This window comes from Streptomyces dengpaensis, from assembly GCF_002946835.1.
Taxonomy (GTDB): Bacteria; Actinomycetota; Actinomycetes; order Streptomycetales; family Streptomycetaceae; genus Streptomyces; species Streptomyces dengpaensis.
This window is the reverse complement of the sequence record NZ_CP026652.1, coordinates 1984593-2010327: the sequence shown is the minus strand read 5'-3', so window position 1 is coordinate 2010327 and position 25735 is coordinate 1984593. Positions and strand designations below refer to the sequence as shown.

The following is a 25735-nucleotide window of genomic DNA, read 5'->3' as shown; positions in this document are numbered from 1 at the left end:
ATCCGCCGGCTCCCGAGGATGTGCCATGTCACGCTCCACCCGCTCAGCAACCCGGACGCGACACGCCTACGGCCCGCAGCCGGGTGCGAGCCCGGTCGACGGCCTGCTGGTGCGCTCCGACCCGGTGGGCGCGCGGCTGGTGGAGCGGGCCCTGCGCTCGCTCGCCGAGCCGGCGTTCCTGCTGCCGAGGCTCAGCGCCGTCTGGCTCTGGGGCGACGAGATCGTCGCGGAGGTGGCCGACGCCTCGGCCGGCCGTCTGCTGCCCGACCAGTGGCGGGCGAGCCGCGACGCGCGCCGGTGGTACCTCAGCCGGGAGAGCGCGAGGGCGTGCGAAGACCGGGACGCGGCGGCCGATGCTCTCCCCTACCCCCACGTCGTGACGGTGGGCAGGGGCGATGGCCTGAGGCTGCTGCTCAACCTCGACGCCGGGACGGGTCTGGGCGCCGTGACCGGTCCGGTGGCGCTCAGGGGTGCTCTCCTCGAGGCGATCGCCGCCGAACTGGCCACGACGCAGTGGTCGGGCCAGGTCCGGATCACCGGTGTCGGAGTGGCGCACGACCTCGCGTCCTTGTTACCGGACCGGGTGGACGTACTGCCCGGCATCCCCGCCCTGCTCGAGTCGATGGCGGCCGGTCCGGCGTCCGACGCGGTGCTCACCGGTTGGGGGTACCGCCCCGCACATCCCGCGACCGCGAGCCAGGTCATCCTCGTCGGCACCGAGCCGTCACCCGCCGAGGCCCGGCACCTCGCCCGACTCGCCGCCCGGGGCGGAAGGATGGGGCCGCGTGTCCTCGTCGGCACGGCCCACGGTGACCTGCCCGGCGCGGGCTACGAGATCGAGATCGCCGAGGACGGCAGGATCCGCGCTCCGCTGCTGGGAGTTGACGCGGCGCCGGAGTCGGCACCGCCCGCCCGTACCCGCATACTGCCGGCGCCCCGGGTGGCGCGGCCCCCCTCATGGTCGTCCGTTCCGCTCACCCCGGGCCCGGGGCGTACGGCGGTCTCGGGCGCCGACTGGACGTTCACCGTCGTGATGCCGGGCGGGGCGGAGCAGGACGTCGTCCTTCAAGCCGACGAGTCGACGCCCGTCGGGGCCGTCGCGGCCCAGCTCGCCCGTCTCGGCCCGCGTCAGACGACCCCCGACCTGTTCACAAGTGAGGGGGAGCGGTTGGCGCCGGACGCGACGCTGGCGCGGACACCCCTGTACGACGGCTGCAGGATCTTCCTCGGTGCGCAGTCCGAGGGGGCGGTCCCGGCCGGAGACAGCGGGCTGCGGCTGACGTCGGAGGGTTTCGCGCGGTTTCGCGATCTGTACGTGTCTCCGGCCGGGGGAGGAACGCTGGCGTTCGACCGGCAGGCGGCGACGGAAGTGGGCGCCGCTGCGGGGAGCCAGGCGGCGGCGGACGGCAAGGACCGGAAGTCCGCACCGCCCCTGAGCCGTTCACTGCAGCGGGCCTACGCCGCCTTGGTACGCGGCCGGACACCCGGCCGGCCGGGCGAGACGAGGCCGCGCTTCGCCGACTCCTTCGAACTCCCGGGTGAGATCTTCGGGTCGCTGACCCGGCTGTGGGAGCGCGGCCCGGACCACCCGGACCACCTCGTCCTGCGCGTCGGCCGGAGCACGGGCGGCCCGGTGACCCTCTCCCTGCGGCACAGCGGCAGTCTGGGCATCGCGGCCCATCGCGACGTCGCCCGCAGGCTGGCGGGCTGGCTCGTTGCCCAGACGGTGCTGCTGCACCCGCCCTCCGACGTCGCGGTACGGGTGCTCACCGACGAATCGGGGGAGAAGTTCTGGAGATTCGCCCGATGGCTGCCGCCCGACGGGCTGATGTCCCGAGGGGGCCAGCCGGTGCGGATCAGCCGTGAGCCCGCAGCGCACGGGAGACTCCTCGACGAGGCTGCGCTGATCATCCTCGAACGGCTGCGGGGCGAGCGGGGACCGGAGTCCCCCTGGGGTGACACCACGCTGGTCATGGTCGTCGACGACCTGTCGGCGCTGCGCGCGGCCCCGTGGGCCGAGGAGGTGCTCCGCTCCGGGCCGGACGTCGGGGTGTACGTGATCTGCCTCGCCGAGGACAAACGGCACCCGCTCGACCTGTACGGGACCCGCCTGACGCCGGGCGACGCAGGGGGGTGGGTCATCGGCCTCGCGCAGGAGCACAACGGCATGAGGCAGAAGTGGGTCCCCGACCAAATGGTGCCGGCCCAACTCGACGGCCTGGCACGGCTGCTCGCTCCGCTGTGCGACGACTCCGCCGGGACGACCGGCCCCCGGACCGAACGCCTCCTGGATCTCCTCGACCTGGATCTCCCGACCGCCGAGCGGATCGCCGACCGGTGGCAGGGCACCCCGCGCTCCCCGGCGGCGGTGCTGGGCGGTTCGGCCGGCCGGCCCTTCGTCCTCGACCTGCGCGGCGACGGCCCGCACGCCCTGGTGGCCGGGATGGCCGGCTCCGGGATGGAGGACCTGCTGTGCGCCTGGCTGACGTCACTGGCCGTGGCGAACCGCCCCGACGAGCTGAATCTGCTGTTCGTCCACCACGACGGAGGTGAGGCGTTCGCCCAGGCGGCCCGGCTGCCGCACACGGTGGGCGTGCACACCGCACTCGACTCCTACGCGGCGGCACGCGGACTGACCGCTCTTTCCGCAGAACTGAGGCGCCGTCAGAAGCTGGTGAAGGAGGCCGGGGCCCGCGACTTCGAGCAGTACACGGTGATCCGCGCGTCCGACGCCGCAGAGCTGCCCGCCCTGCCCCGTCTGGTACTCGTCGTCTCCGATCTCGCCCAACTCCAGGAGGAAGTACCGGAGTTCGTGTCCGGGCTGATCGACGCCACCCGGCGGGGCCCGGAAGTGGGCGTCCACATGGTCCTCGCGACCCGCCGCCCGTCCGACGTGGTGACCCGGGACGTACTCGAGTTCGCGCCCCTGAGACTCGTCCTGCGGCTCGCGGATCCCGCCGACAGCGAGCTGCTGATCGGCACCCCGGCCGCCGTCCTGCTGGACCCGGGACGCCACGGACTCGCCTATGTGCGCCGCGCCTCCGGTGCCCTGGAACTCGTACGCCGCGCACGCCTGGGCGAGCGGCAGCAGGAACCGTCCGCTCCGCGCGACGCCGTACGGGTCCTGCCGACGGACTGGACGGGTGCCCCGCAGCAGCCTCCGGCCAGAACTCCCGGGGCCGCGGCCCTGGCCGCCGGCGGCGACGAGTTGGCCGACCTCGTTCGCATCATCGGACAATTCAACGCGGACTTCGGTGGTGAGCTGGCCGACCTCGTCCGCGCCATCGGACAGGCCGCGGCCGCCCTGGACGACCTGCCCGCACCGCACGTCCCGTGGCCGCCTCAACTGCCGCTGTCGGTCCGGCTGAAGGAGACCGCCGTCGGGCCGGACGCCCTGTGGCCCGTCCGGCCCCGGCCCGGGGCGCGCACACCGGTCGTCTTCGGACTGCGCGACGCGCCCGGCGCCCAGGGGTTCCAAGAGGCCGCCTGGGACCTCGACCAGGACGGACCCCTGCTCGTGTCCGGCGACGCGGTCAGCGGGCGGACCCAGCTGCTGCTCACCCTCGCCGTCGCCGTCGCCGAGCAGTACAACGTGGCGGACGTCCACCTCTACGCCATCGACTGCGGCTCCGGAGCCCTCGGTGCCCTGACCGACCTGGTGCACTGCGGAGCCGTGGTGACCTCGGACGAGACGGAGCGGATGCGGCGGCTCATCGACAAGCTGGTCACCACCGTCCGCAGCCGCCAGGAGCTCTTCACCCAGACGGGCATCAGGAGCCTGCACGGCCACCGGCAGGAGCGCCGCGGTGGGGAGAAGCCGCCGTACCTGGTTCTGCTGCTGGACGGCTGGGAGGAGTTCGTGGACTGGGCGCGCCGGACCTCCAACGACGGTTGTGTCAGGGACCTGCTCGACCTGCTCCAGGACACCCGGACCGGCATCTGTCCCGTCATCGCCGGAGGCCAGGAGGTACTGGCCCTCCGCCACGGCCTGGCCGACGCAACCACCCTGGTGCTCCGGCAGGCCGACCGCACGGGCTACGAGCGGGCCGGGCTCGGCGGACACCTGCTGCCGCCCGTGTTCGGTCCCGGCCGGGCCCTGTACGCGGGGACCGGTGCGGAGGTGCAGATCGCGCTGCCCGACCGGATCCAGGAGACGGTGACAGAGACCCGGCACCGCTACGCCGGCGTGTCACTGGAGCGCAAGCCGTTCCGCATCGGGAGCAGCGCGCTGGCAGCGGACCGGTTCTCGCTCGGGCCGGCCGGCAGACCGGTGGGCCGGGAGGATGTGTTCGCCTGGCTGAACCGCAACTACCGGGACGGCACGCCCGCCGCGCTGCTGGGGCCGCGCCGGGCCGGCAAGTCGTGGATCATCAAGGAGCTCCAGGAACGCATGCGGTCCGACGGCCTGGGCAACGTCCAGAAGGTGGTGACGCTGTCCAATCGGGACAGGGCCGGATCGCAGGACGAACTCGCCGTCCGGCTCATGCCCGCGCTGGCCGAATCCGCCCGGGCCGCCGACGAGTTGATGGACCGGGCCGCGGCGGGCAGCGGTGCGTCCCGGCTGGTCCTCCTGCTCGACGAGGTCGGGCGGCTCACCGGCTACGACCCGGCGGCCGTGTCCTGGCTGCGCGACCTCGGCCAGGCGGGCGCGTGGCTCGTCTACTGCGGCACCTACAAGGACTGGAACGACACCCGGCGTCACGCCCTGGCGGTACCCGGCTCCAGTTTCGGCAACGACGTCAACCACTTCACTCTCGGCCCGCTGGCCGAGCCGGACGCCCGCGAGTTCCTGACGGGCACCGCGGAGAACGAGGGCTTGGTGATCCCGTCCGTCACCGCCGACCGCATCCTCAAGAACGTGGGGCCCTGGCCCTTCTATCTGCAGGTGGTGGGCGACGCCCTCGTGCGCGCGGCACGCGCCGGCAGCACGCTGGCCCTCGACGACGCCCGCGAACTCCGGTCGCTCATCGAGCGGGAACTCCTCGTGAACAAGGCCGATGTCTTCCGCTCCCGCTGGAGCGAGATCGGCGTCGCGGCGCGTGAGGCCCTGCTCGAGGCACGCGGAGGCCTGCCCAAGAACCCCAACGCGGCGCAGGGGACGCAACTGCGCGATGTCGGACTGCTGCTCCCCCAGAACAAGTGGCTGCCCGACCGGCCCTTCTTCGACTGGATCCACTACGCGTACCAGGAACTGCACGATGAGGAGCAGCGCTGATGAGCCAGTACCGGCCGAGCCGGTCGTACGACCCGAACCTCGACGTCAGGTTCCGCGGCCCGCACGTTCCGGCGTGGGCGCGCCCGCTGGTGGACGGGTATGCGCCCAACGACGCGTGCTGGCTGGTGGTCATGCCCCGGCGGTCCGGCAAGAGCTGGCTCGCCGGCGCCGTGCGGCGCGCCCGTCCCGAAGGGCGCACCCGGCTCGTCGACGTGCGCAGGGAGACCGACGTACGCAAGTCGGGGCTGACCTGTCTGACCAGCGGCAAGGCCGGGCGCCCACAGCTCGGCGACGTGGACATGGTCCTCGTCGACGAGCCGGCCATCGGCCCGTCGAGCGGACAGGCCAAGGACCCCGCCACACTGGCCGAGGGGCTCAAACGGCTGCGCGAGGAAGGCGTCGTACCCGTCGTCTTCGCCACGCCTGCCGAACACGAGCTGCTCGCCCCGCACCTGGGAGCCGACGCCCTCAAGGACATCCTGCCCCCGCCGCCGCTGACGGACGAAGAGGCCGCGTGCATGGCGGACCGGACCCCCGCGTGGGCGCCCGACGTCGTGGCCCGGCTGCGGGCCGAGCAACCCGGCTGGCTGCTCACCCCCTTCCTGCTGGAACTCGCCCTCCAGACGGCCGAGGCCGAACCAGGCCTGCGTACGGACCCGGCCGCGCTCTCCCGCCGCGCCGGCGAAGAGGCCGGGTTCCCGCACCTCTACATCAACCAGGTGTTCCACAACGGCCTGTCCACCAGGCACCGGGCCGCCCTGCGGCGCGAACGCTGGCGCGGTGCCGGGCTGTCCTTCGTCTCCGACGCCCGCGACGCGCAGACGATGAAGGTGCTGCCGCCGGTGGCCGAGGACCCCGTGCTGGCCCACCACCTGCCCGAGGTGCTGCGCGTCCACCACGTGTCCGATCTGCACTTCGGCGGCGAGCACCGGTCCAACGTCGACCAGAAGGACCGGACTCAGGTGGGCACCGCCCTCGCCCGGCTCACCGGCGACGGCACCCCGCTGACCAGCTACCTGGAGCACGTCCAGCACCTGGCCGGGCAGGGCCGGGCCCCGCACCTGGTGATCGCCTCCGGCGACCTCGTCGACCGCCCGGTGGACAACAACGGGCAGGATGCCCTCGACTGGCTCGACCGGCTGGCGGGGCTGCTGGCCGACCACCCCGATCTGCGCGCGGACGACCCGCGCATCCTGCTCGTCGGCGGCAACCACGACGTGTCCTGGGACCGCTGCCTCGACGAGCGGCCCGGGGCCCGGCACGCGTGGTTCGCGGAGACCTTCCACGCGTATCCGCACCCGGAGCTCGACAAAGAGGACCACGACGCCCGCCGCCTCTACGTGCGGTACGCGGACGCCTGCCTCAGGGTCGCTCTCCTGGGCTCCGCCGAGTCCGGCGGCGAGCCGGTCCGCAACGACGACCGCGACCGCGTACGCGAACTCCTCGCGGAACTGGCCCGGTCGGCGGACGGCACCCGCATCAGCGATCTCATGGGCAAGCTCGAACGCTACGACCCCGGTGTCGTGGCCCACCCCGTGCTCAAGCGGCTCAAGAAGGAGACGGGCTGCGTGAACCTGGCCGTCGTCCATCACCCCCTGTCCCCGGTGCCGGCCGTGGAAGTGGCGCCGTACGCCGGTGTCGTGAACGCCGGCCATGCCAAGCTGGCCCTGGCCGAGGCGCACACGGCACTGGTGCTGCACGGGCACACGCACCTCGGCTTCCTCGCCTCGGAACGGCTGATCGACCGGGACCAGGACCGGCCCTGGACGACCCGCATCGCGGGGGCCCCGGCGCTGGCCAGCATCCACTCCAACGAGGAGAACGGCTACAACGAGGTCTACGTCGCCCGGGAGGGCGACGGACACTCCCTGGCGGTGCGCACCGTCCGATGGCGCAACGGCCAGTGGAAATCGGACCTCGCCATCGCCTTCCGCCCGGGAGCGGCCGACGAGTGCGCGTTCGACGAACTGGGCGCCGACCGCTCCCCGCAGAGCTGACGGATCCTCGCAGAGCTGACGGATCCCCGTAGAACTGACAGATCTCCGCAGAGCTGACAGAGGAGTGCCTGCCGTGCGTCTCACCCTCACGGTCGTCGACCCCCGCGACGGGAACTCGGCAGACGTCGTCCTCGACGCCGACCCCGAGTCACTGGTGGGTGAGGTCGCCCGCGTGCTGGAACATCAGCTCGGCGGGGAGGGCACCGGCAGCGCGCCGTCCGTGTACGTCGACGGACGCGTCCTCGACCCGGCCACCTCCCTCGCCCGGTCCCCTCTGAAGGAAGGGAGCGTCGTCAGCCTGCACACCCCCGCCGGCTGCCCGCCCCGTGAGGTGACGGGCATCGTCGAACTGCGCGTCGCCGGCGGCCCGGACGCCGGGGCCGTGCACCGGCTCGGGCTCGGCCGCACGGACATCGGCCGGGGAGCGGCCGCGCACGTCCGCGTCGACGACCCCGAACTGGCCGAGCGGGCCCTGACCCTCACCGTCGGCCCGGACGGCAGGTGCACGGTGCGGGGGCACGACGCCGACGAGCGGATCACGCTGGACGGGGTGCAGCTGCGGGAGCGTGCCGACAGCGCCTTCGGCCGCGACGGGTCGGCACCGGTCGAGTGGCCCCTCGACTCGCAGCTCGCCGTCGGGGGTTCCCTGCTGGAGCTGGTCGCCTACAGGCCGCCCGATGCCGACCTGCGGCCCTCGGAGGACGGCACGGGCTTCGCGTTCGAGCGCCCCGCGCGGCTGTTCCCCTCCGAACACCGGCGTCGCCCCTCGGTCCCTGAGCCCGTGCGCGGTTCCTGGTCGTCGGAGCGGCCACGGGCCCTCTATGCGCCGGCGGTGATGGCGCTCCTGGCCGCCGTGGTCTGCTCGACGGTCTTCGGCCGGTGGTACTGGCTACTGGGGCTGCTGAGCCCGGTGTTCGTGGTGATCGAGCGCCGTGCCGGCAACCGGTTCAGGGCGCAGAACAGGGCCGTGGCGGAGGCAGCCCAGGATGGCCTCGGTGTCGAAATCCACCACCTCCGCCGCGCGGCTCCCTCCCCGGCGGCCGTCCTCTCCCTGGCCACCGGCCCCCGCGCCCGACTGTGGGAACGCCGCCCCGGCGATCACGACCATCTGCTGCTGCGCGTGGGCACCGGCCCGACGGATGTCGCTCCCGGGGGGTGGGCCCTGAAGGACACGATCGAGGACGCGCCCGTCACCCTGCCGCTGCGGGAGCTCGGCGTGATCGGCCTGGCCGGTCCTGGCGACTCGGCCCGGGCGCTGGGGCGCTGGGCGGTGGCCCAGATCGCCGCCCTGCACAGCCCGCTCGACGTCTCTGTCCAAGTCCTGACGGTGAAGGGCGCGCACGACTCCTGGGACTGGCTCCGGTGGCTTCCGCATGCCCGCCCCTTCGGCGGCGTCGACGCCAACGTCGCCATCGGCACGGACGCGGAGACCGTCGGGGCCCGTATCGGCGAACTCGTCAGGTTGCTCAACGACCGCAAGAGAGCCCGGGAAACCGGCGGCAACGCGGAGGCGTTCGCCCCCGACATCGTCATCGTCTGCGACGGTTCCCGGCAACTGAGCTCCCTGCCCGGCATGGTGTATCTGCTGCGGGAAGGGCCCGCCGCGGGGATCCGCATGCTGTGTCTGGACGAGGAGGAGCGGTTCCTGCCCGGCGAATGCCAGGCGATCGTCCTCGCCGAACCCCGCGGCGGCTCCCCTTTCCGCGATCCCTGGCGCGCCTCCGCGCAGGTCGTGGCCGACCACCCGGAACGTGACACGCGGTCGGCACTGCGCCTGCGCGTCCTGTGGGCCGAATCGCGCCGGGTGCGTGACGTACGGCCCGACTTCGTCTCCGCGGCGTGGTGCGGGCACCTGGCCCGCTCGCTGGCTCCCCTGCGGGACGCCAGTGGCGAGACCGTGTCCTTGGCCCTGCCCGCCCAGACCCGCCTCCTCGACGTCCTCCGCCTCGAACCGCCCACCGGGCAGGCCGTCGCCGATCGCTGGACGTCGGGCGGTCCGTCGGCCTTCGCCGTCATCGGCGAGACCTACGACGGCCCGTTCGGCATCGATCTGCGACGCGACGGGCCGCACGCACTCATTGCCGGTACGTCGGGTTCCGGTAAGTCGGAGCTGCTGCAGACGATCATCGCCTCGCTCGCCGTCGCCAACTCTCCCGAGCACCTCACGTTCGTGCTCATCGACTATCGGGGCGGTGCGGCGTTCCGGAGCTGTGTCCGGCTCCCGCACACGGTCGGCACGGTGACCGACCTCGACCCGTACCTCGTCCAGCGGGTCCTGAACTCGTTCGCCGCCGAACTGAAACGCCGCGAGCACTTGCTGGCAAGCGCGGGTGCGAAGGACATCTACGACTACCACGACCTGCTGCGGCGCACCCCCGGCGAGTGGGAGCCGCTGCCCCGGCTGGTCATCGTCATCGACGAGATCGCCTCGATGGCGCGCGAGCTGCCCGACTTCATCACCGGCGTGATCAACGTGGCGCAGCGGGGCAGGCCCCTCGGCGTTCACCTGGTGCTCGCCACGCAGCGGCCCAGCGGCGTCATCTCCGCGGAGATCCGCGCCAACACCAACCTGCGTATCGCGCTGCGTGTCACCGAGAGCGGCGAGTCCCACGACATCGTCGACTCGCCCGAAGCCGCCGTGATCCCGAGGTCCCTGCCCGGACGCGGGTACGCCCGGTTCGGCCACGCATCGCTCATCCCCTTCCAGTCGGGGCGCGTCGGCGGGCTGCGCCTCAGCGCCGCGGGCTCGGGCTACCGCGCCCCGTGGGCCGCCCCTCTGACCTGGCCGGATCTGGGCCGAGCGGCCTTGGCGGCACCGAGGACGGAGCCGGCCCGTGGAGCGGCCGTCACCACCGATCTCGACGCACTCGTCGACGCCGTCCGCGACGCACACACGGCGCTCGCCGTCCCGCCTCAGCACAGTCCCTGGCTCCCGCCGCTGCCCGAGATCCTGCTGCTCGACGAGATCGGTCCCGCCGAAGCCGAAGAGTCCGAAGCACGCCCCGGTGCCCTCCCCCCGGTGGCGTTCGGAGCCGAGGACCTGCCCGCGGAGCAGCGCCGCCGTCCGGTCCGTATCGACTTCGCGCACTTCGGCCACCTGCTGATCGGCGGCGCACCGCGTTCCGGCCGCTCACAGGTCCTGCGTACGATCGCCGGGGCGCTGGCCCGTGCCCATTCCTGCGCCGACGTGCACCTCTACGGCATCGACTGCGGCCACAACGGACTGAGCACGCTGGCCGAACTGCCGCACTGCGGGGCCCTGGTCAGCCGCCGCGAGACCGAACGCGCCGCCCGGCTGCTGTCCCGCCTGACGGACGAACTCAGGCGCCGCCAGGACAGGGGGCCGGCCATGGAGGAGTTCGACATCTCCGATCAGCGCGGTCGCGTCGAAGCGGCGCGGCGGCTGCCGTACCTGGTCGTCCTCCTGGACGGCTGGGAGGGCTGGCAGTCGACCCTCGGCGAGTACGACCATGGCCGGCTGACCGACGAGCTGCTCGTGCTGATGCGGGAGGGTGCGGCCGTAGGCATCCACTTTGTCATCACCGGTGACCGGCAGGTGCTCGCCGGCCGGATCGCCTCCCTGACCGAGGAGAAGTACGCGCTGCGGCTGACGGACCGCTCCGACTACTCCCTGCTCGGCGTCAGGCCGGGCGACGTCCCGGAGTCGATGCCCGCGGGCCGGGCCGTCCGTGCGGGTCACGGTAGTACGGAGACCCAGTTCGCGCTGCTGACCGAAGGCGCGACGGAGCAGGCACAGGCCGAGGCGCTCGCCGCGACCGGCGTGGCAGCGGCATCCCGCGACGCCGCCGTTCCCCGCGAGCGGCGCCCGTTCCGCGTCGAGCCCCTGCCGGGCCGCATCGGGTTCGACGAGGCGTGGAAGCTGCGTGACCCGGAGGGTTCGCGTTCCCGGCTGTGGACACTGGCCGGCGTCGGCGGGGACGAGATCAGGGGGTACGGTCCCGACCTTGCCGACGGCGTCCCGGCGTTCGTCATCGCGGGGCCGCCGAAATCGGGTCGCTCCACGGCGCTGCTGAGCGTGGCCCGTTCCTGTCTCAGCCAGGGCGTGCGCCTGGTCGTGGCGGCACCGCGTCCGTCACCGTTGCGGGAGCTGGCCGGGCAGGCAGGGGTTCTCGCGGTCTTCACCGGCACCGACATCCTCGAGGACGAGTTCGACCGGGCGGTGGATTCGGTCTCTCCCGAACGGCCGATCGCGGTGATCGTCGACGACGCGGAGCTGCTTGCTCACTGCGACGCCGAACCCTCTCTCAAACTCCTGATCCAGCACGGCGCCGAGTCCGGGCTCGCGCTCGTCCTCGGCGGCGACGAGAAGGACGTCTGCTCGGGGTACTCCGGCTGGCAGTTCGACGCGAAGAGGGCCCGGCGCGGGCTGCTCCTGTCGCCTCAGGAATCCTCGTCGGGAGACCTCATCGGCCTCCGGATCGGCCGGAGTTCGGTGGGCTATCCGGTGCAGCCCGGCAGAGGGGTCCTGCATCTCGGCGACGGCAGGCTCTTGTCCGTACTGATTCCGTCGGGATGACGGATGATCCGACTCACAAGACCTTGCGGTGGACGAGTGCCGAGAGCACCAGCGTGCCGGGCAGCAGGGGCACCCAGACCGTGAGGACGCGGTAGCCGACGACGGTCGCCGTGGCCAGGCCGATCGGGGCGCCGAACGCGACCATGGTGAACACCAGCGCCGCGTCCACCGGGCCGATGCCGCCCGGCGCGGGCACGGCCCCGACGGCGGTACTGGCGAGGAGGAGTGCGAGGACCACCTGCGGCCAGGACAGCGGCAGCCCGAGCGAGAACCCGACCGAAGCGATCACGCTCCCCTGGAGCAGGGGAGTGGCGGCCGCCCCGCCCCACAGGGCGAGGACACGGCTGGGCATGGTGTGCAGGATCCGCGCCTCGGTCAGGGCGGTGCGTACGAAGCCGAGAACGGGGCGGCGCAGCGGACGTACGACCGCCAGGATCAGGGCGGCCGCGACGGGACCGAGCGCCACGCCCGCCGCGGCCAGGAGCAACGTCCTGTCGTCCGGGACGAGTTCACCGAGCCGCAGCACGTCCGGGAAGGCCAGGACGAAGACGATGAGCACGGCCGTCTTCGCCACCGGCTTGACGAGCGAGTACAGGGCGAGCGAGGCGGTCGCCCGGGCCAGGGACACGCCACGGCCCTGCAGGAAGCGCAGGGTGACGGCGTGGGCGCCGATGCTCGCCGGCAGCACGTGGTTCGCGGCCCCGGCGGCGAACTGCGAGGCGAGCAGGGGCCCCGGCGGCAGCCTTTCGGGTATGGCCCCCTGCCGGGTGCACGCGGCGGCCACCCAGCCCATGCACGTGAAGAAGATCCCGGCCAGCAGCCACCAGGGGTCGGCGGCGGCCAGCCGGGCGGTGCCGTCGAGCGCCGAGCGCCAGTCGACCACCGCCCACGCACCGATCAGCACGAGCGGGAGCAGCGTCAGCACCAGGCGGGTGAGGCGAGCGGCGGAGGGGGAGCGGACGGGGGCGGGGAGCGCTCTGGGGAGAGCGTCGAGCGGCGGCGACACGGCGCACGTCGTCCTTTCGCGTCACGTCCGCGGTGCGGCGCGCAACGGATACCAAGCGACGTAGGGGGACGGTCGCAATGTTCCCGCCCGGCATGACGCCACGGTGTCCGGAAGGGGAAGGGGCACCAGCGGGTGGGCGACGTGACCACGGTCATCGGTCCCGTGATGACGATTCCGGCCGATCTGGGAACCGTTCGTGAGCACCTGGTGGGGGGCCACGGCAGCCGGCGTACAAGCGTGTCGTCACCCGGTGGCCGTTTCGGCCGGGTGAGCATGGGCGGGAAACCGGTCATGCTGTCTTCGCGCACCGCGATGCGCTCACGACATGCCGACGCCGTGCGATCAAGAATGGCCGCACTCGTGCGCACGCGGCAGTGCGCACGTGAGGGAACGCACCTTCTCGGGGAGGGAGATCGCATGAGTGTGCATCAGGGGTCCGAGGAGGCCGAGCGACCGCGCACCGGTCCGCTGAACGCGCTGACGGATGTCGCGGGCCTGCGCGTGGGCCACGCCCAGCGCACCGGTGACGGCTGGCTGACCGGCGTCACTGTCGTCCTCGCGCCCGAGGGCGGCGCGGTCGCCGCCGTCGAAGTGCGCGGCGGCGGCCCGGGCACCCGGGAGACCGACGCGCTGGATCCGCGGAACCTGGTCGACCGTATCGATGCGGTGGTGCTGACCGGCGGCAGCGCCTTCGGACTCGACGCGGCGAGCGGCGTGGTGGCCTGGCTGGAGGACCAGGGGCGCGGCTTCCGGGTGGGCGCCGATCCGTCCCAGGTGGTTCCCGTGGTGCCCGCCGCCACCCTCTTCGACCTCGGGCGCGGCGGCGACTGGCGGGCACGGCCCGGGGCGGACCTCGGACGGGCGGCCGTCGAGGCGGCGGCCGGCACGGCGGAGGGCTCCCCGGTGCCGCAGGGCTGTGTGGGGGCGGGCACCGGCGCGGTGGCCGGCGGAGTCAAGGGCGGCATCGGGACGGCGAGCGTCCGCCTGCCGTCGGGCGTGACGGTGGCTGCGCTGGCGGCGGTGAACGCGGCCGGCTCGCTGCTGGACCCCGACACCGGTGCGCTGTACGGCTCTTGGACGGCGCTGGGCGAGGAGTTCCGCGCACGGGGCCTGCCCGCGGGGACGCCCGCCGGGGACGTACACACCCGGGCGCGCGAACGGCTGGCCGCCGCGCGCGAGGAATCCGTACAGCGCAAGGCGGACACCGCGCGCCCGCTCAACACCACCCTGGCGGTGGTCGCCACCGACGCGGCGCTCACCCGCGCGCAGGCCCAGAAGCTCGCCGGCACCGCGCACGACGGCCTCGCCCGGGCGATCCGGCCGGTGCATCTGCTCACCGACGGCGACACGGTCTTCGCCCTGTCCACCGGACGCCGCGCGCTGCAGCCCGAGCACCCCGACACCACCGGATGGGGCGCACACACGGAGACCGCGGAGCTCAACGCGGTGCTCGCGGCGGGCGCGGACGTCCTCAGCCGGGCCGTGGTGCACGCGGCCCTGTCCGCCGAGAGCGTGGACGGCCCAGGCGGCGTCTTCCCGTCGTACCGGGACCTGTACGGCGGGCCTGGAGCCGCGTGACTGGAACACCGGGCCGTGGGTCCGTGAGCAGCCGCTTGAGCAGCTCCGGACTGCTGACCGCCCAGGCCTCCACATCGCCGGGGAGCACGACACGGGTCAGCGGCCCCCGCTCGCGGATCCGCGCGGCCTCACCGTGGATGTCGCGGCCGGTCGCGTCTATCACCAAAGGGCTGGGGTTTCCCATCAGGAGCCTCCGCGGCACTCGAACGTCAATACGGCACGTCACGCTACGCGGGCTACGGTTCCCGAGCGAGATCGCCCTGAACCCGCTGCGTACGGGCGCAACTTCCCTGCGCGTACACGCAAGTGCGGATTCAGTGACGGCTTTCAGCGGCGTCGCCGCAGCGTGAGGACGACGCCCGCCGTGAGGAGGAGCGCCCCGGCTCCCCCTGCGACCAGGGGAAGCGTGGTGTTGCTCGCGGATCCGGCTCCGGAGCCGGAGGCGCTGTCGGCGGCAGGCGCGAGATCAACCGGCGAGGTCTCCTCGCCCGGTGAAGTGGTCACGAGGGCAGGGGATGTGGCCGAGGGGGACGGGCTCGTGCGCGCGGGCGTCCGCTTCGCGGGTGGCGTCGTCTTCCGGGAACTCTGGGCGCTCTGGGAACCCGGCGTGCTCTGGGCCGGCGCCGGCCCCTCGCCCCCGCCCGGGAAGACCACGTCCGAGCACGAGTAGTACGTATCCGCCGTGCTCGAGTTCTGCCAGATCGTGAAGAGCATCTGGCGTCCGGTCCGGTCGGACGGCAGTTTGGCCTCCATGCGGTAGGCGCCGTTCACCAGGGCCGGATCGGTGGCGGTCGCGAACGGCTTCGTCGGCAGGTCGGACCACTTCAGCGGCCGGGTCGGGTCGTAACCCGGCTTGGTCAGAAACAGCTTGAAGGTGCCCGCGTGCGGGATCGTCGAGCTGTACGTGAGGGTGAAGCCCGCGCCGGGAGTCAGGCGGGTGGACGGCCAGTCCGCGCGGGCGAGGTCGAGTCCCTTGTAGGCGGCCAGGCCTCCGCTGCACAGCTTCCCGTCGGGGATCACCTCGCGGTCCCTGCCGTTGACGCCGGCCACCCTGAGGTTGTCCCAGGCCGTGAAGGGCGCGCCGTTCGCGGCGATCGCCGCCTGGCAGGCCGCGGTCCGGATCAGGCTCCCGCCCTCGGGCGAGCACGCGGAGACACGGCTGACCGGATTGGTCGGCGCGCCGTGCGCCTGGGCGGGTCCCGCGGCCCACGTCGCGAGGAGCAGCGGAGTCGCCACGGCGACAGCGGCCGCGGTGGCGGTGCGGTAGGCGGTCATCCGGCGGGTCTCCTCGGTGGGTTGGCGGCGTCGGCATCGACATCGTGAAGTACGGGACCACAGGGCCGTACGTTCAGATCCCCGATCCGGGCGAATGGGGGCCTTCCGCGCCAACTGCCCACACTCGGCCCCTTCTGCTCGGCCGGTACGGTGGCCGCGTGATCCTCAGCAACGAACCCGGCTCCTTCCCCTGGAGCGTGCTGGCCGAACGGCATCCGGCGCTCATCCGCAAGGTGCGGGACGCCTTCCCCTACGGCCCAGACCAGCGCCGCGCGCTCGACGCCCTGCTCAAGAACAGCACCGAGGGCGTCATCGAACCGCTCGGCGCGCGGGCGGCGGACCGTGCGCAGTGGGACGCGTGGGGGCGTGCGTATTTCGGCCGTTCCTGGTTCGACGTGCCCTTCCTGTGGGCCGAGAGCTATTTCTACCGGCAACTCCTGGAAGCCGTGGGGTACTTCGCCCCCGGGCCCTGGCAGGGCATCGACCCCTTCCGCCCCTTCAAGCTCGCCGAAATCGACACCGCGGAAGCCGACGAGGAACTCGCCGCGCTGGACGAGCTCGCGCGTCAGCCCGTCGAGGTCCAGGAGGAGGCGCTGCTGCACGGCTCGCTGTGGGGCAACCGCGCGGACCTCGGTTTCCGCCTGTCCGCCGGGGAGGGCGATGCGTCCGTCGACTCCCAACTCGTCGCGAATGACGTGGAGATGCTGCGATCACTGTTCACCGGAGGCGCCCTCTGCCTGGTCGCGGACAACGCGGGCCGGGAACTCATCCCTGACCTGCTCCTCATCGACCATCTCCTCCTGCACCACCGCGTCGGGCGGGCCGTCCTGCACGTCAAGCCGTACCCGTACTACATCTCCGACGCCACGACCGCCGACGTGATCGACGCCCTGCGCCGCCTCACCGCCGCCAAGGGTGCCGCCGCCGACTCCGGCCACCGCCTCTGGTCGGCCATGACCGACGGCCGCCTCACGGTCCGCGCCCACTCCTTCTCCTGCGCACCGCTGCCATACGCCGACATGCCCGACGACCTGCGGCAGGACTTCGCCGCGGCCGATGTGACGATCATGAAGGGCGACCTGAACTACCGCCGCCTCGTCGGCGACCGGCTCCGCCCCGCCACCACCCCCTTCGCCGTCCCCACCGCCTACTTTCCCGGACCGGTGGCCGCCCTGCGCACCCTCAAGTCCGACGTCATCGTCGGCCTCGAGGCCCGCACCGAGGCCGCACTCGTCGCCGCGGAGGACCAGCGCTGGCGCACAAGCGGCACACACGCGCTGATCCAGGTGAGGCCTTAGAACCGTCCGGTCCGGTCAGCGCTCGCCCGCGTTCGGGTGCCGGGATGGTTTATTCACAGGTTCGTCCCTGATTCACGCGATGGTGTGATCATGTCCCGCTCTGTGGATGGCCGTTGAGGGCCCCGGGTAGTGCCCGGCCATGACGAAGCCGTTTGAACTCCCGCACTTCTACATGCCGTATCCCGCGCGGCTGAACCCGCATCTCGACGAGGCACGCGCCCATTCGGTCGAGTGGGCCCGCGGAATGGGCATGCTGGAGGGCTCCGGCATCTGGGAACAGTCCGACCTCGACGCGCACGACTACGGGCTGCTGTGCGCCTGCACCCACCCCGACTGCGACGGGCCCGCGCTCTCCCTCATCACCGACTGGTACGTGTGGGTGTTCTTCTTCGACGACCACTTCCTGGAGACCTTCAAACGCAGCCAGGACCGCGACGGCGGCAAGGCCTACCTGGACCGACTGCCCCTCTTCATGCCGCTGGACCTCTCAACTCCCGTACCGGAGCCGGAGAATCCGGTCGAGGCCGGCCTCGCCGACCTGTGGGCGCGCACGGTGCCCTCGATGTCCCTCGACTGGCGCCGCCGCTTCGCCGTCGCCACCGAGCACCTGCTCAACGAGTCCCTGTGGGAACTGTCCAACATCAACGAGGGGCGCGTCGCCAACCCCATCGAGTACATCGAGATGCGCCGCAAGGTCGGCGGCGCGCCCTGGTCGGCTGGGCTCATCGAGTACGCGACCGCCGAAGTGCCCGCGTCCATCGCCGGGACGCGGCCGCTCAGGGTCCTGATGGAGACCTTCGCCGACGGCGTCCACCTGCGCAACGACCTGTTCTCCTACCAGCGTGAGGTCCAGGACGAGGGCGAGCTCAGCAATGGCGTGCTCGTCCTGGAGACCTTCTTCGGCTGCACCACCCAGGAGGCCGCCGACGCCGTCAACGACGTCCTCACCTCGCGGCTCCACCAGTTCGAGCACACGGCACTCACCGAAGTGCCCGCGCTGGCCCTGGAGAAGGGGCTCCCCCCGGACGAGGTCGCGGCCATCGCCGCGTACACGCAGGGCCTGCAGGACTGGCAGTCCGGCGGCCACGAGTGGCACATGCGCTCCAGCCGCTACATGAACGAAGGGGCGCTCAACTCATCGCCGCTGCAGGGCCTGACGGGGTTCGGCGCCTCCGCCGCCGATGTCGGCGCGCTGCTGGCGGCGGCCGGCGCCGAGCGGCTGCGCGCGTACACCCACGTCCCCTTCCAGAAGGTCGGCCCGTCGCGCATTCCTGAGTTCCACATGCCGTTCCAGCTGGAGCTCAGCCCGCACCTGGACAACGCACGCCGCAATCTCACCGACTGGATGCACGCCATGGGCATGCTCCAGGAGGGCGTCTGGGACGAGGACAAGCTCGCCGCGTACGACCTGCCGCTCTGTTCGGCGGGCATTGACCCGGACGCGACGCCCGAGGCTCTCGACCTCAGCGCTCAGTGGCTCGCCTGGGGCACGTACGGCGACGACTACTATCCGATGGTCTACGGCCACCGCCGCGACTTCGCCGCCGCCAAGGTGTGCACCGAGCGCCTGAAGGCCTGCATGCCGGTCGAGGGGGAGGAGCCGTTGGTCCCGGCGAGCGGCATGGAGCGCGGGCTCACCGACCTGTGGCGGCGTACGACGGCGGAGATGACCCCGGACCAGCGACGCACCCTGCGCGCGGCCGTGGACGTCATGCTGGAGAGCTGGCTGTGGGAACTGTCCAACCAGATCCAGAACCGCATCCCCGACCCGGTCGACTACCTGGAGATGCGCCGCGCCACCTTCGGCGCCGACCTCACCATGGCCCTGTGCCGGAGGGGCCACGGCCCGAAGGTCCCGCCCGAGGTGTACCGCACCGGTTCCGTGCGCTCCTTGGAGAACGCCGCCGTGGACTACGCCATGCTCCTCAACGACGTCTTCTCCTACCAGAAGGAGATCGAGTACGAGGGCGAGACCCACAATGGCATCCTCGTCGTGCAGAACTTCTTCGGCTGCGACTACCCGACCGCCCTCGGCATCGTCCACGACCTGACGACCCAGCGCATGCAGCAGTTCGAGCATGTGGCCGCGAACGAACTGCCCATCGTTTACGACGATTTCGACCTTTCGGACGCGGCACGCGAGACGATGCAGGGCTATGTCGCCGACCTCCAGAACTGGATGGCCGGCATCCTGAACTGGCACCAGCATGTAGACCGCTACAAGCCCGAGTACCTGGCCCGCCGCGGCAGCCCCTTCGTACCGGACCGGATCCCGGCGCTGCCCTTCCGGTGACGTCCGGGGCGCGCCCCCTTCAGCTGACTCCGTTGCCCCGATCCGCCGTCGCCTCGGCGTGCTCTCGTACGCCCTGGGCGGCGGCCATGGCGGAGAGACTTCTCGAACGCGCTTGACAGTCTCACTCGTTCGTGAATCGTCGCGCGCCGGCGCGCAGGGTAGAGCAAGAGCCGGAGGCGGTCCGAAGAGCATCTGCCGGAGGCGATCCATGGAACAGACCGCGTTGCGACCCAAGCCGATGCCCGGTCAGGAGCCGGGCGGTGGCCGTCCGTCCGGCAGCGCCCGGCGCCCGCACGCCGCGCGGCGGCGTGGCAAGCGGCTGATGACACTGCTCTTCAGCCTGTTCATCGGGACCGTCCTCGTCCTGTCAGGCGTCGGACTGGGCACCGTGGGCGCCACGGTGATCGGCATGAGCAAGCTGGCGGATCTGCAGAAACGGTCGGCCGGAGCCCCGCCGCCCAGCGGAGCCATGCCGGCGCCGGACGGCGCAAATTCGGTCCCGGGGGGCGCCGGTTCGGGGCCGGGAGGCGCCAGTCCGGCCCCGGCCCAGCCGCCCGCCCGTCAATCCGCGGGACCCGCGAGGGCGACGCTCGGCATTGAAGCCGTCGACGCCGTCAAGGACGCGGGCGCACTCGTCGTCGGCGTCCACGTCCCGGGCCCCGGCTACATGGCGGGCCTGGTTCGCGGCGATGTCCTGCTCGCCTTCGGCGAGACCCGCCTCCGATCGGCCGCCGACCTGGCGCGCGCGGTCGCGGCCGCGCGCCCCGGGAGGACCGTCACTCTCACCGTGCGACACGCGAACGGCGGTCGTCAGCAACTGTCGGCCGTTCCAGGGTTTGTGACCTGAGGTCGAGGGGCGTGATCCGAGGCCCGAGGTCGTGACCTGAGGCAATGAGTGTCGTGACCTGAGGCAATGAGTACGGAAAAGGGCTGGCCGTACGGAGGACGGGCGCGCCACGATGGCCGCATGCTGAGCACCCTTCTCGCCTTCCTCGGCGCCTGCACGCTGATCGCGGCCTCGCCCGGCCCGAGCACCGTGCTGATCATCAAGCAGTCGCTGCGCAGCAGGCGGTCCGGCTTCCTGACCGTGCTCGGCAACGAGACCGGCGTCTTCGTCTGGGGCGTCGTCGCCGCGTTCGGCCTCACCGCGCTGCTCGCCGCCTCCGAGGTGGCATACGACGTCATGCGGATCGTCGGCGCCGTCGTCCTCGTCGGCTTCGGCGTCCAGACGCTGTGGAAGGCGCGCCGTTCCAAGGGAACCACCGATGGCGGCGGCTGGGAGGGTGCCGAGAAGAGCGGCTGGGCCTCCTACCGGGGCGGGCTGCTGCTCAATCTCGCCAACCCGAAGGCGGCCATCTTCGCGATGTCCTTCCTGCCGCAGTTCGTGCCCGAGGGCGCCCCGCATCTGCCCACCATAGTCGGCCTCGCCGCGCTGTGGGCGGTCTACGAGGTCGGCTACTACGGGCTGTACGTCTGGTTCGTGGGCCGCATGAAGGCCGTGCTGTCCCGGACCGGCGTGCGCCGGCGCCTGGAGCAGGTCTCGGGTGGCGTACTGCTGCTCCTGGGCGCCCGCCTCGCGCTGGAGAGCTGACGGCCGGCCGTAACCGGCTCGCGCACGCCGCATCGGAGGGGCAGGATGCTGCCCGTAGCCCCCCAGGGGAACTCTGGAGCGACGGAGGCATGGATGACCGGCACGCCCGCGGCTTTCACCGCTGGTGACTACGAGGCCCGTATGCGGCGCGCGGCCGAGGCCGCCGCGGACGCCGGCCTCGATGGCGTCCTGGTGGCGCCCGGGCCCGATCTGGTGTGGATGACGGGATACCGGCCGGTGGAGACCGAGCGGCTCACTCTGCTGGTGCTGCGGGCCGGGCACGACCCGGTCCTGGTCGTGCCCGCCCTGGAGGCGCCCGACGCGGCCAAGGCGGCCGGTGCGCCCGCGCTGACCCTGCGCGACTGGACCGACGGCATGGACCCGATCGAGACGGCGGCGTCCCTCCTCGGCCACGAAGGCGGCCTGGGAAGCCGTTCCGGAGGCGGCCCCGGAGGCCGCGTCGAAGGCCGCTTCGGAGTCAGCGACAACGCCTGGGCCCTGCACCTGCTCGGCCTCCAGCAGCGGCTGCCGGACGCGCGATACGTCGCCCTCACCGAGGCTCTGCCGATGCTACGGGCCGTCAAGGACGCGGCGGAACTGGAACGGTTGGCGGCCGCGGGAGCGGCCGCAGACGCAACGTTCGAGGAGATCCGGAAGGTTCCCTTCGCCGGCCGCAAGGAGACCGACGTGGCCGCCGACATCGCCGATCTGCTGCGACAGTTCGGGCACTCCCAAGTCGACTTCACGATCGTCGCCTCGGGCCCCAACGCCGCCAACCCGCACCACGAGGCCGAGGACCGCGTCATCGAGCGCGGCGACATGGTCGTCCTGGACTTCGGCGGCCTCAAGGAGGGCTACGGTTCCGACACCTCCCGCACGGTCCACGTCGGCGAACCCGACGACGAGGAGCGCAAGGTGCACGACATCGTGCGCGCGGCCCAAGAGGCGGGCTTCCGCGCGGTTCGGCCCGGTGCCACCTGTCAGGACGTGGACCGCGCGGCCCGCGCGGTCATCACCGACGCCGGGTACGGCGAGTACTTCATCCACCGCACCGGGCACGGCATCGGCGTCACCACGCACGAACCGCCGTACATGATCGAGGGCGAAGAGCAGCCGCTCGTCCCCGGAATGTGCTTCTCCGTAGAGCCCGGCGTCTATCTGCCCGGCCGCTTCGGAGTGCGCATCGAGGACATCGTGACGGTCACCGAGGACGGCGGGCGCCGCCTCAACACCACCTCCCGCGAGATGGTGATCGTCGACTGACGTGCACCCCCCGACCGTGCGGCACGAGCTCCGCCCACGCCCCCCGAGCGACAAGGGCGCGACCATGACCCAGGCACCGACACCGACCACGGACACCGTCCGCCGACTGGTGCGCTCGCTGCTCGCCGAGGGCGCCGCGGCGGGCGCGGGCCCGGACGTACGGCCCGTCACCGAGGGCGCCGGGCACTCCACGTGGTGGGTCGGCACCCGCCATGTGCTGGGGCTCGCCCCGGACCGCGACGCCTCCGTACGCCAGCGTCGCGAACTGCGGCTGCGCGACCTGGTCCGTCCGCACATCGCCGTCCCGGTCCCGGTGAGTGTCGCGCACGGCGAATGGGCGAGCGGCCTGAGCTACACCCTCGACACCAGACTGCCCGGTGTCTCCGGCGAGGAGCAGGACGTCTCCGCCGTCGGCGAGGCAGACCTGGCCGGGCTGCTCACGGGACTGCGCAAGGTGCCCGTACGCCAGGCCGAGGCGCTCGGCGTCCCCCGCGCCGCGCCGCGCTCCCTGGAAGCGCTGCGGACGGCGGCCGGGCACGCCGCCGGGGAACTCGCCGCCTACGAGTTCGACCCCGCGCGCCTCGCCCAGCTCGCCGCACCCGTCGCCGTCCAACTCGCCGCGCAGCCCGGCCCCGCGGTACTCGTGCACCACGACCTCAAGGGCGAACACCTCGTGGTCAGAGCCGACGGCCGGGTGCGCGGCGTCCTCGACTGGACCGACACGGTGATCGGCGACCCCGCCGAGGACATCGGCGGGCTCGCCATCGCCGTCGGCGCCCCCGCGGCCGTACGCGCCGCCACGCTCGCCGGGTACGGCGCCCGCGCCTGCCTGCGCGGCCTGTGGCTCTCCCGCTGCGACACCGTGATCCGCCTCGCCGACCGCCTCCGGGGCCGCGACGACAGCCCGCTCCCACTGCTGGAGACCCAACTGCGCCGCGCCTGGGAGGCGATCCTCCTGGAACGGGTCACGGACTGGCGGGATGAGGCGGACGAGGCGCTGTAGGCGGGGCGGGGTTGTCGCCGTCGCGTTGCGGCGGGCGTAAAGCGCTTACGTAAACGTTTACGCAAACGCTTACGCGAACGCCAACGCCGAGCCCTTCACCCCTGCGTCAGCACCACGCACGACTCGCCCGGCACGCTCAACACCCCGTCCGCGTCCGGCGCTTCGACCGGCTCCCAGGCGGCCAGCACGCGCGCGTGGCGGATGCCGAGGGGGATCGCCGCGGTGTCCTTGGCGAGGTTCACGGCCACCCGGATGTCACCGCGCCGGAGGGCCAGCCAGCGGGCCTCCGCGTCGTAGGCGACCCTGACCGCCGCGAGATCGGGGTCCGAGAGGTCGGGCTGGCGGCGGCGCAGGGCGATCAGGTCGCGGTACCAGGCCAGCACGCGCGCGTGGAGTGCCTCTTCGGGTTCCGACCAGTCGAGGCAGGAGCGGTCCCGGGTCGCCGGGTCCTGCGGATCCGGGACGTCCTCCTCGGCCCAGCCGTGTGCCGCGAACTCCCGGCGCCTGCCCCGCCGTACGGCCTCCGCGAGTTCGGGATCGGTGTGGTCGGTGAAGAACTGCCAGGGCGTGCCCGCGGCCCACTCCTCGCCCATGAAGAGCATCGGCGTCAGGGGCCCGGTGAGCGTCAGCGCGGCGGCGCAGGCCACCAGCCCGGGGGAGAGGGAGGCCGAGAGCCGGTCGCCCTGGGCGCGGTTGCCGATCTGGTCGTGGGTCTGGGCGTAGCCCAGCAGCCGGTGTGCCGACACGCGCGTACGGTCGAGCGGGCGGCCATGGTGCCGCCCGCGGAAGCTGGAGTACGTGCCGTCGTGGAAGTACCCGGACGTCAGCGTCTTCGCGAGTGCCGCGAAGGGGGCGCGCGCGAAGTCCGCGTAGTAGCCGTGCGCCTCACCGGTCAGAGCGGTGTGCAGCGCGTGGTGGAAGTCGTCGTTCCACTGGGCGTGCAGCCCGAGACCGCCCTCCTCGCGGGGTGTGACGAGCCGTGGGTCGTTCAGATCCGATTCGGCGATCAGGAAGAGCGGCCGGCCGAGGTCGTCGGCGAGCGCGTCCACGGCCGCCGACAGTTCCTCCAGGAAGTGCACCGCGCGCGTGTCCCGCAGCGCGTGCACCGCGTCCAGACGCAGCCCGTCGAGCCGGTAGTCGCGCAGCCACGCCAGCGCGCTGCCGACGAGATACGCGCGCACCTCGTCCGAACCGGGTGCGTCCAGGTTCAGGGCGGAGCCCCAGGGCGTCTGGTGGGTGTCCGTGAAGTACGGCCCGAAGGCGGGCAGGTGGTTGCCGGACGGCCCGAGGTGGTTGTGCACGACGTCGAGGACGACGCCCAGGCCGAGTTCGTGCGCCCGGTCGACAAAGCGCTTCAGCGCCTCGGGGCCGCCGTACGGCTCGTGCACGGCCCACGGCGAGACCCCTTCGTACCCCCAGCCGTGCCGCCCCGGGAACGGACACAGCGGCATCAACTCGACGTGGGTGATGCCCAGTTCCGCAAGATGGTCAAGGCGCTCGGCGGCCGCGTCCAGCGTGCCCTCGGGCGTGTACGTGCCCACGTGCAGCTCGTACAGGACCGCGCCCGGCAGCGGACGCCCCGCCCACTCGGTGAGCCAGGCATACCGCTCCTGGTCGACCACCGCGCTCAGCCCGTCGGGGCCGTCCGGCTGCCGCCGCGAGCGGGGATCGGGCAGGACGGGGCCGTCGTCCACCGCGAACCCGTACCGCGTGCCGTCCTGCGCGTCCGCGTCGCCCGTCCACCACCCGACTCGCTCCGCATCGCGCTCCAACGCGCGCGTGGCGCCCGCGCAATGGAGTGTCACCCGGTCGGCCTGCGGTGCCCACACCTCGAACCGCACAGACAGTTCCCCCTTGTCAGCTCACCGTGACGTAGCCCGTCCATGGTGCTTCACGTGAGATCAATTCGCTTTAGAATCCATCCTTTTGCCGCGTGTCTGCCGCGCTTTCGTCACCTGATGCGATCCGGTCGGCCGCAAAGGCCTCTTCCGCGTTTTCTGGACACCCCGGCCCCGCTGCCCGACAATCGCCAGCGTGACGTCGTCTTTCGAGTTCCACACGTACCCCGCGCGGCTGTCCGACGCGGAGCGCGACCGGGCGCTGAAGGCACTCCGTGACGGCGTCGCCCTCGGCCGCCTCTCGCACGACACGTTCATCCGCCGCATGGAGCTGGCGCTCGCCGCCCGCAGGTCCGACGAACTCGCCGTGCTCACCGCCGACCTGCCCACGGAGGGCCGCTGGTCGAAGGCGGTGTTCGGCGCCGTGGAGGCCGTCTCCGGCTTCACCGTACGGCTGCGCAGGGCCTGGCAGGCCGAGCGGCTGCCGAAGCTGCAGCTGCCCCACCCGGGCAGTCCGTACCCGCTGCGCATCGGCCGCGACCCCGCCAGCGGACTGCGGCTCAACCATGAGACCGTGTCCCGGGTGCACGCCGAACTGAGCCGGCAGGGCGGGGTGTGGGTGCTGCGCGACCTCGGCTCGACCAACGGCACGACCGTCAACGGACGACGCGTCATCGGTGCCATCGTCGTCCAGGACGGCGACCAGATCGGTTTCGGACGGATGCTGTTCCGCCTGGCGTCGGACTGAGCGGTTGCGCCTGTCGGCCGCCGAGTTGTTCCGCCTCGCGTCCGACCGGCTGTTCCGTCCGGGCTCCGGCCTCGGACTCACCTACCGGTCTGC

General features: G+C 72.5%; 14 protein-coding genes. 11 read left to right on the top strand and 3 right to left on the bottom strand.

Annotated elements, in window-relative coordinates:
* The first annotated feature begins 25 nt into the window (after positions 1-25).
* From C4B68_RS09200 to C4B68_RS09190, 3 genes are all read left to right on the top strand, one after another.
* Positions 26-5215 (top strand): FtsK/SpoIIIE domain-containing protein, encoded by a 5190-nt coding sequence (locus tag C4B68_RS09200; RefSeq protein WP_099498895.1) that lies wholly within the window; start codon positions 26-28, stop codon positions 5213-5215.
* Positions 5215-7212 carry a metallophosphoesterase family protein gene (locus C4B68_RS09195; RefSeq protein ID WP_099498894.1) on the top strand — a complete coding sequence of 666 codons (1998 nt, stop codon included), beginning with the start codon at positions 5215-5217 and terminating at the stop codon, positions 7210-7212. The genes C4B68_RS09200 and C4B68_RS09195 overlap by 1 nt, the downstream gene beginning before the upstream one ends.
* Before the next feature lie 73 nt (positions 7213-7285).
* On the top strand, positions 7286-11749 hold the full coding sequence (locus C4B68_RS09190; RefSeq protein ID WP_099498893.1) for an FtsK/SpoIIIE domain-containing protein: 4464 nt from the start codon (positions 7286-7288) through the stop codon (positions 11747-11749).
* A 13-nt stretch (positions 11750-11762) separates the two neighbouring features.
* Here the strand turns inward: C4B68_RS09190 and C4B68_RS09185 are convergent, their stop codons facing one another.
* Positions 11763-12755 carry a lysylphosphatidylglycerol synthase transmembrane domain-containing protein gene (locus tag C4B68_RS09185; RefSeq protein ID WP_099498892.1) on the bottom strand — a complete coding sequence of 331 codons (993 nt, stop codon included), beginning with the start codon at positions 12753-12755 and terminating at the stop codon, positions 11763-11765.
* A gap of 417 nt (positions 12756-13172) precedes the next feature.
* On the opposite strand from C4B68_RS09185, the gene C4B68_RS09180 reads away from it, so the two are divergent.
* Entirely contained in the window at positions 13173-14333 is a 1161-nt protein-coding gene (locus C4B68_RS09180; protein WP_099498891.1) for a P1 family peptidase, read from the top strand.
* 327 nt (positions 14334-14660) lie between these two features.
* On the opposite strand, the gene C4B68_RS09170 is transcribed toward C4B68_RS09180, so the two are convergent.
* Positions 14661-15608, bottom strand: coding sequence for a lytic polysaccharide monooxygenase auxiliary activity family 9 protein (locus C4B68_RS09170; protein WP_099498890.1), 948 nt, complete (start codon positions 15606-15608; stop codon positions 14661-14663).
* Positions 15609-15766: 158 nt separating this feature from the next.
* Between C4B68_RS09170 and C4B68_RS09165 the strand changes: the two genes are divergently transcribed.
* From C4B68_RS09165 to C4B68_RS09140, 6 genes are all read left to right on the top strand, one after another.
* Positions 15767-16906 (top strand): damage-control phosphatase ARMT1 family protein, encoded by a 1140-nt coding sequence (locus C4B68_RS09165; protein WP_240634264.1) that lies wholly within the window; start codon positions 15767-15769, stop codon positions 16904-16906.
* Positions 16907-17045: 139 nt separating this feature from the next.
* Entirely contained in the window at positions 17046-19199 is a 2154-nt protein-coding gene (gene cyc2, locus C4B68_RS09160; RefSeq protein WP_099498889.1) for a germacradienol/geosmin synthase Cyc2, read from the top strand.
* Between the two features lie 208 nt (positions 19200-19407).
* On the top strand, positions 19408-20046 hold the full coding sequence (locus C4B68_RS09155) for a PDZ domain-containing protein (RefSeq protein ID WP_099498888.1): 639 nt from the start codon (positions 19408-19410) through the stop codon (positions 20044-20046).
* A 120-nt stretch (positions 20047-20166) separates the two neighbouring features.
* Complete coding sequence (locus C4B68_RS09150; protein ID WP_099498887.1) at positions 20167-20790, top strand: LysE family translocator; 624 nt, start codon at positions 20167-20169, stop codon at positions 20788-20790.
* Positions 20791-20883: 93 nt separating this feature from the next.
* Positions 20884-22053, top strand: coding sequence for an aminopeptidase P family protein (locus tag C4B68_RS09145; protein ID WP_099498886.1), 1170 nt, complete (start codon positions 20884-20886; stop codon positions 22051-22053).
* Positions 22054-22117: 64 nt separating this feature from the next.
* The gene (locus C4B68_RS09140) at positions 22118-23056 is read left to right on the top strand and encodes an aminoglycoside phosphotransferase family protein (protein ID WP_099499044.1); all 939 of its coding nucleotides are present in this window, start codon (positions 22118-22120) and stop codon (positions 23054-23056) included.
* 95 nt (positions 23057-23151) lie between these two features.
* Here the strand turns inward: C4B68_RS09140 and treZ are convergent, their stop codons facing one another.
* Positions 23152-24897: a malto-oligosyltrehalose trehalohydrolase gene (treZ, locus tag C4B68_RS09135; protein ID WP_099498885.1), complete on the bottom strand. Its 1746-nt coding sequence runs from the start codon at positions 24895-24897 to the stop codon at positions 23152-23154.
* A gap of 193 nt (positions 24898-25090) precedes the next feature.
* Here treZ and C4B68_RS09130 point away from each other — a divergent pair, with 193 nt between their 5' ends.
* Entirely contained in the window at positions 25091-25642 is a 552-nt protein-coding gene (locus tag C4B68_RS09130) for a DUF1707 and FHA domain-containing protein (RefSeq protein WP_099498884.1), read from the top strand.
* Positions 25643-25735 lie beyond the last annotated feature (93 nt).